Genomic DNA, 13,450 nt, shown 5'->3' with positions numbered 1-13,450 from the left:
GTAACCTCGGGGCTATTACCCCAACAAGAGGTGCGCTATGGGCTCTACTCGACAGAAAAATAACAACCCTCTGCGGTCCTCCGCGTACTCGGCGGTTAATCTTTTTTGCCATGACCCATTGATCCAGAATAAATTAAAAAGTCTCAAATCTTCAACAGTAGCACCAGCACTTAGCATGAGTAACTTTTCATCCAGATATTCCAACTTTTCCTCGATCTGTCGGCGCTTTGATGAACGTTTCTCGACCTCAGGGAGTTCCTCATACCTTGAACAACCAGCCTCTTTGCACATAACGTCCAGATCAAGCTTTATCTTGGATATGCTACTTTCTGCATCTGTGTACTTTTTCAATTCCTGATTTTGCTGTTTTTTCAAAGTTTTAAGTTCTGATTTAGCGGTTTTTGAACTGGCCAGTCTTGCGTTGAGCTCCGTAACAACCTGTTCAAAATGGAGTTCTTTTAAATCCTGAGCTACATTTTCTGCAAGATTGAAGACCCTTGTAGTGAAGCCTTCTGCATCACTTTCAATACCTTTTATACGCTCATGGAGACCTTTAGCCTCTTTTAATTTCTCAAAAAGCTTCTGGAGGTCATCCATTACAGCATCGGCCTGTGAAGGGCGCGAATCCCCCTCAAGACCCAGTGGCTGGATTGCATCCTCCCATTGCTTCTGCCATTGAGATAGATCCTCTTCAATCTGTTCAACCTGGGATTTGAAATCATTTAATTCTTCTTCCAGTCGACTCTTATCTCTGATGGCCAGTTTTCTTTTATATTTGAGCTCATCCTGCCCCTCAATAATCTTTTGACTCCTCCTGATCAGATCAGTTAAGGTCTCTCCATCTTCAGCCGGTGGCTCTGAGATGGAGTTGAGGCATTGGTTCAGCTTACCGCGATGCATTTGAATGCTCTTGTTCAATTTATCCGCCTTGGCTATCCGTCCTCGAAGCTCTAAGAACTTATCTACAATGACCCTCTGATCATGCGTCCAGGCTCGCATCTCCTTCGGTGATCCTGGGGACATCCCGGTTTCTTTCCAAAGTCCATTCCAGACATCTCGGATATCTGCAACTTCTTTTTTAGCTTCTCCAAATAGATTCTTCCAATACGCTAACTTGTTCTTCTTTGTTTCGGAATCTGCAATGAGTTTTGCTTTTCTTGCCACACTATCTGCTTCGCGCCTCAGTCGATCCGCAAGCTCATCAGCCCTTTTAACACTGAGTTCGTAAGCGCCAGTCAGCGTATCTTCAGGTTGAAAAGACCTGACAAAAGTTTCCACCGTTTCATCGGTTTCCTTGCATCCATCCAAAGCACAGCGAATTAGCCCCCATTCATCTTGCCGATGTTGTCTTGCCTTCTCAAGATCCTCTTCGGTGGGTATATCCTGTTCCAGTTGTAGTTCCGTGAACTGTCCTTCATTCTCTAAAAGAGCATCTTCCAACTCTTGAATTTTTAATTGAAATTCAGATTCCTTTCTCTGATGCTCTTCAAAGCGAGTCTCGAAGGTGTCAATCGTCTCGATTGAAGGCAGATAAATTTTTTCAAGCTCTTCAAGAGTGCCCTGCCATAATATTTGTTTTTTAATAGTGTTTTTAAGTGAATTCTGAACATTACGGATCTCTTCAGACTCGGAATGATAATAATCTTCCTGAGGTTCGTATTTTTTGGCTCGCTCTACGACGTCTCTGAGGTTGTCGACTGCAAGTGGTGCTCCTAAAGACTCCAGCTCCGCCTCGATTGTGACAATCTGAGAGGATAGCTTTGGCACCCTCTCTTGTGAGTTCTCCAGTTTGGTCAATAGGTAGTCATATCTTGTGCTAAGTTCTCGAATCTCTACGATCTTTATTTTCTTCAGCCGGAGTTTCTCAGCCTCATCCAGTGTAAGATCATCGCGGAGTCCAGAAATAATCTCTTTTGCCTCGCTCCTGATAATGCTCCTTTCCGTCTGAAGCTTTATGAGATCCCTTGCCGCCTTTTGATGACTGCCTAGCTCCTTATATAATTCATCGATCAACTTAGCATTCTTAAGCACAGCTTCAGAGATATCAATACTTTCAATAGACGTCTCAATTTCTTCAATTGCTTTTGTGGCTTGATCTCTCTCATTTTCTGCAATACGCAGTTTGGTAACGAAATCACCCCGACGTTCACCAAAGTCCTCAGGGAGAAGAACAACATCCGCGTAGGATATATATTCCTCAAGAAGCTCTTTGCGCTTTCCAATTAAAGGTAATGCCTCACCAATCCTACCGAGATAGTTTTTTTCGGCCCAATTCTCTTCAAACTCAACTGTCACTTCACCTATGCGCTTTTCTGCATTGCGTAGTTCCTGCTCATGCCGCTGCCATTCTTGTGCTGGAAGCTGTGCTTCACGAATTTCTTTTTTCTTCTGTTTGAAATCTGATAGTGATTCATCGATTATCTTCTTTCTTGAAGTTGGGGTAAAAAGTTCTTCCGCCTCGTCTCGAAGATCATTCTGGACCTTTCGGAGGTCTGTGATTCCAGATCCTGCTGCAAACAATGCCTGACCAATGTTCCCCCCACCTTCGAGGATCTTCTCGCCGCCCTTCACGAGCTTGGAATGGTCAATACCAAACATGGTGGTGAAAGTATCAGCATCGACACCACCTAAAAACGTCTCAAGCAGGGATTCCTCCAGCACTTCTTCGGTATCTCCTGCCAGAATGGTGTTCACCCTCCCTTTACGGCGGATAAAATCAAGCTCACTTCCATTGCTGTGTCTGAGTACTCCACCGATTCGCATCTTGCTGTGATGATGGAGAAAATTATCTGAAGACCGAGTATCAATGCCATAGAGCATCTGCTGAAGCGCCCTGAGAGCAGAACTCTTGCCTGCCTCGTTGGAACCGTATATGATGTGGAACCCTTCCTCACCTTTACTGAGGTCGATCTGGGTGTCTGTGAAATGCCCAAATGCAAGTAGATTCAATTGAAGGATTTTCATTTTGAACCCTCCTCCTTCAATAGACGGTGGATGAGCATGGGTTGCACATCTTCAAGCACAGCTGCCAACCAATCAGCATCATCCAGTCTGACGGCATCATCACCTTCTATAAGCTCCCCCTGAAGCTTTTTTCTGAGATTTTCAATATCCACAGTCAATGTACGTAAGAGCTCCGGATCAGCCCGGAGTTCATCAAGGTATTGGATAAGTTCAGCCATCGGTTCGCTCATAGATTCCATCATCTCTATAGGTGGTTCCGTGTGGAGCTTTACCTTTTCAATCCATATCTTTCCACCACTCATGTCTCCGGCTGACGAGCGGAATTCATTGGTCCACCGCTCCATATCTGATGCAAGTTCATTATGAGCCCTCGAGTCTCCTACAATTTTAAGCCGCACAACCAACGGGAGTTCCTGGTTTTCTTCCAAAAGTCTTTCGAGATGCTCACCAATTTTCTCAACCACGTCATATCCAGTCTCAGCTGCCGAAACGTCTGTTTCTATCTCAAACCAGCGAATAACGTCAAGTGGCTTGAAATTTGCATAGGGTCGCCTTCTTTCATCCACTGTAACGAGCACACATCCTTTAGGTCCAGTCTCGCGAATGTGCCGTCCCTGAATGTTTCTAGGAAAAATGGTCAGTGGTATTTCCAGCAGTACCTCATGTTTGTGAACATGACCCAGTGCCCAGTAATCATAGCCTCTCGATTGCAAACCATCGAGTGTACAGGGAGCGTATGGCTCATGTCCTTCCTTTCCTGTCACGCAGGTGTGTAGCATTCCTATATTGAAGCAATCCTCGATAGCGTAAGGATATCCTGATGAGAGATCTTTTTTTATCGAAGGTGAAGCAAAGCTTTGACCGTGGATTGCCACATCAAGCTTGTCCACCAGCACTGTTTCAGGTGTATCAGCTGAAAATATTTTTACACCTTCTGGAAGCTTGAGTGTTTTTGTAATCTTGCTGGCAGCATCATGGTTACCCGCGATGATGTAAACGGGAATGCCGGTTTCACGCAGTTTGCTCATCTGTGAGGAGAAAAATAATCCCGTGTTGTAATCCTTCCAGTCGCCATCGTATAGGTCACCAGCAAGCAGTACAAATGCAACCTTTTCAGCGATAGCGAGATTGATTAAGTTCTCAAATGCCCTCCGTGTTGCTTGACGTATCTCTTCGACCGGTGCCCCTTCATAATGATCAAGTTTGTGCAGAGGGCTGTCCAGATGAATATCTGCTGCATGGAGAAACTTAAACATAAAATAATATTAGCCTTATGATTATAAATACTTTTTAGAGTTTTAGAGATTTTTTCCTCTGGACATTGCCTCCACCCTCATGAAGAATAATGCCCCTGAGCACGTGTTCATCACCGGATTGCTGCATGATGTTGTAGAAGATGAGGATTACACACTGTCAGATATCAGAGATAAGTTCGGTGATGAGGTGGCGACCCTGGTAGATGGGGCTTCTGAGCCGGAAGAACTGTTAAATGCGGACGGGGGAAAAAGTAAGACCTGGCCCGAGCGCAAGGTACATACCATTGACTTTATCAAAAATGCAGGCCGGGATGTGAAGCTGCTCTCCTGTGCAGACAAATTAGCCAATATTCGGGACATCATCAGGGACTATGACAGGCTGGGGGATGGTGTGTGGGATATCTTCAATGCCTCAAAGGACTCGGTTGCATGGTATTACACTTCTATGCTGGATGCTTTTAGTAATGGGAATGTAAAAGTGTGATGCGGGGCGGGCTGATTATGAACTCGTTTCAATATAGCGATCACCACAAACCCCACACTATGACATCCCCACTCTCAGGCTTGCTGCATAATTCACTCATATCTTCTTACTCCACTCCATGTGAATTGCAGTAAGTAGTTGCCGGATGAGGTGAGCCGCTGATGTGTCTCGCCTCACCCGTAATGTCGGGAAGTGAAGATTAGTGTTTAGAGACCCGGGAACCGGCCTCATGCTTCGGCCCGTCCCCTTCAGTTTAGTGCATCAATCGTCTTTCGTTCGTTCTCTCTGCTTCGCTTAGTTCACTCACTACAGCCGATTCATGCCTGTTCATTTATAGTCAACAAGCTAATATTTATTACAAATCATATGACCACTTTGCGCTCTTTGCGTACTTTGCGGTAAAATAAATGCGGGTGGGAAGATATTAATTTGAAAGATATTTACACCGCAAAGAATTAGTTCAATATGTTTAGTATTCAACTATAAATCTATGTAATTAAGGGGTCTTGGAACAAAAATGTCGATGCATATCGGTAAGTTTTCGCGATAAATCTGTCAATAAAAGCCGCAGCATATTGAATCCAAAAAATAATTTTATCCCAAGGCCTGATTAAGGTGTGTTAACTTACCCGCGACACCTCAACCTTCCCCATCTTCTCCGCCAGCCTCGCTAGCACTTCCTTGCGCATCCCACCCACGAACTTGATACTCCCCACAACCAAATGGCCGCCCCCATTCACACTCGCGCCCGGGATCTCCTCGCGCAGTTCCCTCACCATCTGGGGAATATTCATCAGCACACCCCGACTGCGCAACACCGCAAAATCCGGACCATAACCCAGGGTGATGATGGGCTTATCAGGAGTCTGTTTACACAACCTGTCATGCACTTCCCCGCTGGTCTTACCTGGGGGCGGGAACGTGAACTTGTGGGCAAAGTTCTCCACATCCAGTACATTGAGCAGTGCCCCATTGGGCAGTTTCTGGGTCTTGACCCCTGACATGGAGGCTTCCAACTGGTTTTCGATTGCCTCTTTAGCCTGCTTGACCAGGAGTGGTACCAGTTGCCGGTGCCGTTTTAGATTGCCGAGGTTCAAAATGTCATACATGATCCCCTTCCCCACATCGAACCTGAGCCAGAAGGCTTCATAGTCCAGTGCCATTGCCATATTTTTCAGGTCATCCAGGTTGTATCGGGATGATACCAGGGATATATATTTCTCAGCCTCGGGCGCTTCTGAGCGATCCCCCACAGCTGAAACTGCCGGGAGGTGCCGTATCTCATCGGTGACATCAGGATTTATCATCCTGGCTATCTCGGTCCCCAACATGCCTGTCGTGATCCCGAAATCCCCACCCTCATGTGCCGGGTTCACATGGGCCAGCAGGTACTGGTCAACCACATCGTCTGGATGATGGTGGTCCACTACTACCATATCCATACCGTATACTTTGGCCTGCAGCATGGCAGGTACATCCTCTTCTGTGCTGCCGTTATCCATCAATATGATCAAGGGCATCTTCTGGCCGTGTCTTTCACTATCGCTGGTGGCAAATGAAATGTCTTTGGTGATATCCACCATCTCATAGAAGGGCGCCTTACTGGGTGAGCGCCGGTAAAAATGATATCCTGCGTCAGAACCGCCCACTTCCTTGATCAGGGGGATTATGGCTTTCTCAATGGCAATAGCAGAAGTAATGCCGTCGGCATCGGCATGGTGCCGCATCACAATCGGTCTTGAATGATAGATGGCTTTGCGGATCTCCTTAGCAACCTGTCGCATCTTGGGACGCAGAGCTTCCATTATCTGGCTTTCGACCAGGAATTCAGTCACATGCGGTTCAGAGCGCGTATCGATAGCTTTTTCGATCTCTTCCAGTATGGTAGTAGAATCCGCACCCCAGAGCTGGCGTATCTCCCTTATCTCGATCTGCAGTTCATTATTCCTGGCACGCAGTTCGCCGATTACCTTGACGATCATGTCAGATTCTATCTCAGGATAGGCGCGCTGCCCAGCCTTTTCAAAAGCCGCTGAGGGAGCCGTGCCTGTCTCATCAGCTATGGTAAAAATGGTGGGTCCACCGGTCTGTTTTACCTGGATGACCTCGCCCGAAATATGCACTAATTTACCTACATGTTCATTAAGTGCAGATATCTGGATGCGGGGTATGTCCTTCTCCACCTGTATGATCTGGTATTCTGTTAAGCTCGCAGGAACCAGGTCGATGTTACCATTTGAAGCAATGGATTTTACCTCCACAAATATCTGGTCTCCTGCTTCAGGTGATCGTGTGATGTTTTTCTGGTGCACCAACCCGCGGGTCCCTGCGTTAAGATTCACAAACGCACCGAAATTAGCCAGACTGTCCACATCACCCTCATAGATCTTTCCGATCTCCAGATCAGATGTATCGCATGCAGGACTAAGTTTATGCACAAGCGGTTTTTTTGCGCAGGAAACACAAAGTTCGCCATCACTTTCAGATCCAAGGGGTTTTCCACAGACCTGACAATTGAGTATCTCGCCCCTGCCGCCGCAAGCCTGGCATTTCTTCTCAATAGTGATCTTCCCTGAACCACTGCATCTCTGGCACTTGGCCCCACCCTGCATCAGACTTCCCAGATCTTTCTCAGTCATTTTGGTAAGATCCATGCTTTTCGGTTTCCCTGAACCTTTGCATTCGGGACACTCCTGCTGGATGGATGCTAAAATGCCGGTTCCGCTACATTCAGTACATTGTTCGGTCATAGTCTCGTTAACAAAAATTTTATCAGAATTTTCTCTCGATCATGTAATCTGCAAGAGCCAGGAGAATTTCCTTTGCTTCGCTGTCAGGCAGGATATCCAGTTTTGCTTTTCCTTCAGTCACAAATCGTTCAGCAGTGGTCTGGGCATAAGCTATGGAACCTGAAGCCTCCAGGATCTTCAATGCCTCATCAATCTCTTCTTTGCTGGCATCTCCTTTTCCGAACACATCCAGGGCAACATTATTATCCCTGGCATGAATAGCGATCAGTGTCCGCTTGCCTTCCATCAGGTCGCTGCCCCTTATCTTGCCAAGCACATCTTCTGGCGTGATCAGATCAAGCACATCATCGAATATCTGGAAACCGATTCCAGCCAGGCGGCCAAATTCCCACAGGGCTTCTGCTTCTTCTTTCGTACCGCCTCCAAGGATGGCTCCCATCTTGCCAGATGCAGCATATAATACTGCGGTCTTCTTCTCAACCATTTCCATATATTCTGTTTCTGAGACATCACTGCGTTTCTCAAAACTGATATCCATCCACTGACCTTCACATATTTCGGTACAAACAATTGACATAAGGGTCATGCATTCCAGCATCCGTTCAGCACTGGCATTTGTCTGGCTGAGAATATGGAATGATTTGGAATAAAGAGTATCTCCAGCCAGTATAGCACCGGACAGACCCCATTTCACATGGACTGCCGGAAGCCCTCTTCTGAGATCGTCCTGGTCCATAATATCATCATGTATTAATGTGAAATTATGCACCAATTCAACTGAAGTAGCAGCAGGGATCAGATCCGCGAAATTACCGCCAACAGCTTCTGCTGATAACATGAGGGTGGCAGGTCGTAATCGTTTTCCACCAGCATCGAACAAGTAGCGCATGGCCCTGTAGAGTTCATCCGGGTGCCCGATGGGCATCAGGTTCTGGATTGACCCTTCAACAAGTCCACCTCGTTTCTTAATCTCTTCAATTAAATCCATGAGAAATCCTGACACTCTTATATTGTTGTTTTTTATTCGATCAGCATTTCTTCGCCGTTTCGCATAATATGGACAGTGTCTCCGAACACATATCCCGCATCTTCGGCCATTTCCATGTAATTACTATGCATATTGATATTTCCGTGTGCCGGAATTACATGATCTGGATTTACCAGCCTGAGTAATTCCCAGTGATCTTCCTTATATGCATGACCTGAAACATGAACATTATCATAGATACGTGCGCCCTTCATCATTAGTTTTGTTTCCAATGAATAGCGGTTGGCCCGGGTCATAGGATTCGGGATCACATTTGCAGAGAAGACAACCTTATCTCCTTTCTGTATTTTATAATCCGTGTTATTGGTTGCGATCCTGGGCAGAATAGATCCCGGCTCGCCCTGATGCCCTGTCACTATGGGCAGATATTTTTCCTTTCCATTATCATTTATTTGTTTCAGTGCTTTATCGATAGAAGCGCGGTGACCGTATATTTCCAGGTTTTCAGGAAAATCCAGAAAACCCATTTTCTGGGCAGTACCCACATATTTTTCCATGGACCGGCCCAGTAACACCGGAATTCTCCCCATATCCTGTGCTGCATCAATTATAGATTTGATCCTGGCTATGTGGGATGAAAATGTAGTAATTATTACTCCGGATTCTGCTTCTTCTGTGCCTAACAGCACATCAGACACCAGATCAGCAGCAATCTTTTCAGATGGGGTCTTTCCAACCCGTTCAGAGTTTGTACTTTCTGTGATCATGGCGATAACTCCCTCTTTCCCTATCTGTCGCAGCCTGTCAAAATCAGGTTTTTCGCCTATAGTAGGTGTCCGATCTATCTTAAAATCGTTTGCATACAGTATAATGCCGTCTGGCGTATGAATAGCAGCGAAAGCCGCGTCAATAATGCTGTGCTGTACTCGTATGAGTTCCACTGATATATCTGGAGTTATCTGCTGAATCTTGCCGGTGGAAAGAGCTTGTATCTTATTTTTCACCCTATATTTCTTTTCGTTCTTTATCTGCTGCTTGATCAGTTCGGATGTATATGGGGTACTGATAATAGGCGCATCATATTTATGGGCCAGCTTTGGAATAGCTCCAATATGGTCCAGGTGTCCATGGGTGCACACTATACCTTTTACCTTACCGTCCACATGTTTCATTACTGTATCATCGGGAATAACTCCCATATTGGTAAGATCCCTTGCATTCTTACGGTCCAGTTCCACATCCTCGTGTATCTGAACCCTATCAAGCCTAATCCCCATATCCATTATAATGATGTCTTCTCCCACTCGAATTGCTGTCATGTTGCGGCCCATTTCGTTATAACCGCCGACTGCTACTATTCCGATCTCTTTCATGTAAAAAATGTCCTCCTAGATTATTGTAATTTTATTCTTTATTTATCGTAATGCAAAATGCGACGTATCAAACCCACGTTCGTTCAAATGCAAGCCGGTTTTTCCTGTGATCACCAACGGTACATGTCTGAGCTCTTCAATATTACCAGAGCCGGTCAGGAACATGGCTACTTTCAATTCTTCCAGCATAACCTGCAATTTTCTTTTTATCTCTTCAGATCCATTCACTGCCGGACCTACCAGTGGTAATGCTGTGCTGCACACCGAGGCTCCTATTGCCAGGGATTTTGCCATATCTATTCCAGTTCGTATACCCCCGGTGGCAATAATAGGTACTGAAATATTGCTCTCAACTATACTTACGGCAGTGGGTATTCCCCAATTCCAGAACAGCTCTCCCATCCCTTCACTTACGAGATCACCTTTTTGACGTGCCCTGTACACTTCAACTCCAGCCCAGCTGGTACCTCCCAATCCACTAACATCGATTGCAGATACTCCAACGTCGCACAGTCTCTGTGCAACTTCACTGCTTATACCTGCCCCCGTTTCTTTCACGATCACCGGGACATTAAGACTCCTGCATACCTGCCTGATAAGCTCAAGTCCCTCCACAGCATCGGTTTCACCCTCTGGTTGTATGGCCTCCTGAAGGAAGTTCAAATGGATGGCCATTGCGTCAGCTTCGATCATTTTCGCTGCCTGGTTGACGCCGTCCATCCCGTATTCCTTGATCTGCTGCACGCCAATGTTCCCGAAAACGAATGCATCAGGTGCGGTATCCCTTACCACCCTGAACGATTCTTCTAGATGTGGGTCTTCAAGGGCTGCTCTCTGGCTGCCAACCCCAATACCGATTCCCATTTCCTGAGCGGCAAGAGCCAGGGATTTGTTCAGGTCAGTGGTATCTGGATGACCTCCGGTCATGGAAGCTATCAGTAAGGGAAATGCCAATTTATGGCCAAGAAATTCAATTGATGTATCTATTTCTGTTTTATTGATCTCTGGTAGTGCCTTATGTATTAACGTAATATCGTCGAATCCGGTCCGGCTCAGGTTGTGTTCATCCTTATGCGCCTCAACCATGCGATTAGTACAAAGTTCCAGATGTTCGATTTTCCTATTTGACGTACTCATTTCATTACCATTTATGTATTAAACACTCATTTAACCTTTTGTATAAGTGTACCGATAGCGGCTCCTCCCATGAATTCCCGGATGCAGCCTGCTGAAGCCGCATTGAATATCCTGCTATCAATTCCGGTCATATCTGCCAGATCCACCAGCTCCTGCACCTTTCCAAGCATACCACCAGTGACATCGGTATGAGATGATCCACCTATTAAGGAACGTATCTCATAGAACGAGGCCGGAGTTATTACAGGAATGGTCTGTCCATTAGCATCCAGTACTCCATCAGTATTGCTGCCGATGCCGATATTATCAGCACCCAGTTTCCTGGCAATAAAGGGAACGATCTGGTCACCGCTTAAAACAGCACTGCCTTTGGTTTTGTCCATGACAACATCACCGTGCAGCACCGGAACCAGCTTACGATCCAGCATCTCTTGAATTGGATCAATGAACATTTCTTTAATGCGTCCGTTTTCCAGCATGAAACTATTAAATGGGTGTACAGGGACTGCCTGCACTCCGGCTGATACCAGTGCATCCACCATTGTAGTATTAAGCTCTTTGACTGATCGATGGGTTTCAATTACTCCTCTGGCATGAAATTGTTCAGTTAATTTGTATTTCAAAGCAAGAGGATGACCAAAAGACCCGGCACCGTGCACAATCACAAGATTATTGTGACCTGAAGCGATCTCCTTAGCAATTCTGGTAATCTCATCATTACAGGCTTTTGGCACAGGACTGGATTTTTCAGTTATTATGCTGCCGCCTATCTTTAGCACTGTTAGATCGTTCATTCTTCCCGCACTCCCTGGGATGTGGTTCTGGTGATGATCGCCTGATAACCTTCAACTTCTATGGCATTTGCTACTTCATCGGGTCGGTCAGTGATAGCAACAATACATCCACCGCCGCCGGCACCTGTGGTTTTGGCACCCCATGCACCTGCTTTTCGGCTGGCCCAGACCAGCTTTGAGAGTTCCTCAGAACCCACTTCTAATGCATCCAGCAGTGCGTGGTTGATATTCATCAGGCGCCCCAAAGCCTGATAATCTTTACTGGCGATCAATGTTTCACCGTAGGAAGAGAGGCGACCAATAGTTTCTATTACAGGTTTAATGGTCTCGGAATATGTTTCCTTCAAGTTTCTTACATTTACTACCAGGTCTTTGGTAGATGAGAACTTGCCTGTATTACCTATTACTATAGCACATTCGGGAAGGGAAAGTTTTCGTTTGTCTGGTACCACAACGGCACCACCCATAGTAGACACAAAGGTATCAGTGGGACTTGCCGCACCCTGTACCTTAAGTTCGATAGTATGCCCGAGAGTTGCAATCTCTTCCAGAGAGAAACCCATTTCAAAATGGATATTAAGAGCATACATTGTTGCAACAGTTACAGCACCTGATGAACCTAAACCAGAGCCTACGGGAAGGTCAGAATTTATTTTGATATTTACACCCTCAGGGATGTATTCTTCCATCTCCTTGATACACCGGGTAACATATGGATGATTGTTGGTATCCAGACCTGTAGTCCCAATACTGGAACTGATTACATAATCATTTGCTTCCTGGACACTTACTTGGGTGCGCAGATCCACTGCACAAGCAATAGCTTTTTTTTGGTACACTACCGCATGTTCACCAAAGAAATAGATTTTACCGGGCGCACTACAGGTAGTAATCGTCATTTTTTCATTATTGGACTATGATACCAGCGTAACCCACTACACCTGAGGTGTCACCAGACACATCAGCACTGGTGGCATATTTAAGCAAAGTACCTTTTTGTGCACCCAGTGCTTTTGATGCGGTCAACATGGCCGATATGGGACCATATCCACAGGCTGAGGCGTTCCTTTCAGCAATTCGCCTGTAGAATTCATCCACATCCAGTGTTTGAACACTTTCGATCAGGTAATTATCAGTATCCCTGGCTACCTTATCAGGCACATAATGGCTGAAGTCGCTGGAAGCTATGATCACTATTTTTTTATTGCTGTCTTTTATGGCTTTGAATAACTGGTCACCCACTTCAATAGCAGTTTTCTGATCCTGTAATCCCATGCAAATGGATACTATCTGGAATTCATGGGAAAATCGGTACTGCAAAAAAGGCAATTGAACTTCAATTGAATGCTCGTACCTATGCGCCATTTCATCAAGGTCAATTATTCCACCTGCTAATTTTTTTACCAGATCTTTATCTGAAGTAATATCGCCGAATGGCGTGCTCCAGGTGTCTTGTGAAGCAGCTACCAACGAACCCATCCCTGTATGATTGGGACCCAGGAATACATAAGTATCAGCTTCAGGAAGGACAGCATAAACACTGGCTGCAGTGGCACATGAATAGACATAGCCTGCATGGGGAACCACGGCTCCTATTACATCAAGGGTCTTATCAGTTGTATTAGAGAAACATCTATTAAGTTCACGTTTCAGATGTTTCAGGTCGCCAGGATAGAACTGGCCAGACACCGTCGGTCGTCTCAA

General features: G+C 45.7%; 10 protein-coding genes. 1 reads left to right on the top strand and 9 read right to left on the bottom strand.

All coding sequences use genetic code 11. The features are described from left to right. Positions 1-15: 15 nt before the first annotated feature. Positions 16-2,964 carry an AAA family ATPase gene (locus IBX40_01770; protein MBE0523054.1) on the bottom strand — a complete coding sequence of 983 codons (2,949 nt, stop codon included), beginning with the start codon at positions 2,962-2,964 and terminating at the stop codon, positions 16-18. Beyond that, the gene (locus tag IBX40_01765; protein MBE0523053.1) at positions 2,961-4,220 is read right to left on the bottom strand and encodes a DNA repair exonuclease; all 1,260 of its coding nucleotides are present in this window, start codon (positions 4,218-4,220) and stop codon (positions 2,961-2,963) included. Before IBX40_01765 ends, IBX40_01770 begins: the two co-directional genes overlap by 4 nt. Before the next feature lie 79 nt (positions 4,221-4,299). Between IBX40_01765 and IBX40_01760 the strand changes: the two genes are divergently transcribed. After that, entirely contained in the window at positions 4,300-4,704 is a 405-nt protein-coding gene (locus tag IBX40_01760; protein MBE0523052.1) for an HD domain-containing protein, read from the top strand. 620 nt (positions 4,705-5,324) lie between these two features. Here IBX40_01760 and IBX40_01755 read toward each other — a convergent pair. Genes IBX40_01755 through IBX40_01725 form a run of 7 tightly spaced genes read right to left on the bottom strand, consistent with a single transcriptional unit; the run spans position 5,325 to position 13,450 of the window. Further along, positions 5,325-7,454, bottom strand: coding sequence for a DHH family phosphoesterase (locus IBX40_01755; GenBank protein MBE0523051.1), 2,130 nt, complete (start codon positions 7,452-7,454; stop codon positions 5,325-5,327). A 22-nt stretch (positions 7,455-7,476) separates the two neighbouring features. After that, positions 7,477-8,442 (bottom strand): polyprenyl synthetase family protein, encoded by a 966-nt coding sequence (locus tag IBX40_01750; protein ID MBE0523050.1) that lies wholly within the window; start codon positions 8,440-8,442, stop codon positions 7,477-7,479. 32 nt (positions 8,443-8,474) lie between these two features. After that, complete coding sequence (locus tag IBX40_01745; GenBank protein MBE0523049.1) at positions 8,475-9,815, bottom strand: RNase J family beta-CASP ribonuclease; 1,341 nt, start codon at positions 9,813-9,815, stop codon at positions 8,475-8,477. Positions 9,816-9,857: 42 nt separating this feature from the next. Then, positions 9,858-10,952 (bottom strand): type 2 isopentenyl-diphosphate Delta-isomerase, encoded by a 1,095-nt coding sequence (locus tag IBX40_01740; protein MBE0523048.1) that lies wholly within the window; start codon positions 10,950-10,952, stop codon positions 9,858-9,860. Between the two features lie 26 nt (positions 10,953-10,978). After that, positions 10,979-11,746: an isopentenyl phosphate kinase family protein gene (locus IBX40_01735; GenBank protein MBE0523047.1), complete on the bottom strand. Its 768-nt coding sequence runs from the start codon at positions 11,744-11,746 to the stop codon at positions 10,979-10,981. After that, complete coding sequence (mvk, locus tag IBX40_01730) at positions 11,743-12,645, bottom strand: mevalonate kinase (GenBank protein MBE0523046.1); 903 nt, start codon at positions 12,643-12,645, stop codon at positions 11,743-11,745. Before mvk ends, IBX40_01735 begins: the two co-directional genes overlap by 4 nt. Positions 12,646-12,652: 7 nt before the next feature. After that, complete coding sequence (locus IBX40_01725) at positions 12,653-13,450, bottom strand: MEMO1 family protein (protein ID MBE0523045.1); 798 nt, start codon at positions 13,448-13,450, stop codon at positions 12,653-12,655.

Source organism: Methanosarcinales archaeon (assembly GCA_014859725.1).
In the GTDB taxonomy this organism is placed as follows: domain Archaea; phylum Halobacteriota; class Methanosarcinia; order Methanosarcinales; family Methanocomedenaceae; genus Kmv04.
This window is presented reverse-complemented; position numbering and strand designations above follow the sequence as displayed.

What these genes read in the sequence shown, in the direction of transcription:
- IBX40_01765 (MBE0523053.1), bottom strand. Translation starts at nt 4,220, where the DNA reads ATGTTTAAGTTTCTCCATGCAGCAGATATTCATCTGGACAGCCCTCTG.
- IBX40_01740 (MBE0523048.1), bottom strand. Translation starts at nt 10,952, where the DNA reads ATGAGTACGTCAAATAGGAAAATCGAACATCTGGAACTTTGTACTAAT.
- IBX40_01770 (MBE0523054.1), bottom strand. Translation starts at nt 2,964, where the DNA reads ATGAAAATCCTTCAATTGAATCTACTTGCATTTGGGCATTTCACAGAC.
- IBX40_01745 (MBE0523049.1), bottom strand. Translation starts at nt 9,815, where the DNA reads ATGAAAGAGATCGGAATAGTAGCAGTCGGCGGTTATAACGAAATGGGC.
- IBX40_01760 (MBE0523052.1), top strand. Translation starts at nt 4,300, where the DNA reads ATGAAGAATAATGCCCCTGAGCACGTGTTCATCACCGGATTGCTGCAT.
- IBX40_01735 (MBE0523047.1), bottom strand. Translation starts at nt 11,746, where the DNA reads ATGAACGATCTAACAGTGCTAAAGATAGGCGGCAGCATAATAACTGAA.
- IBX40_01750 (MBE0523050.1), bottom strand. Translation starts at nt 8,442, where the DNA reads ATGGATTTAATTGAAGAGATTAAGAAACGAGGTGGACTTGTTGAAGGG.
- mvk (MBE0523046.1), bottom strand. Translation starts at nt 12,645, where the DNA reads ATGACGATTACTACCTGTAGTGCGCCCGGTAAAATCTATTTCTTTGGT.
- IBX40_01755 (MBE0523051.1), bottom strand. Translation starts at nt 7,454, where the DNA reads ATGACCGAACAATGTACTGAATGTAGCGGAACCGGCATTTTAGCATCC.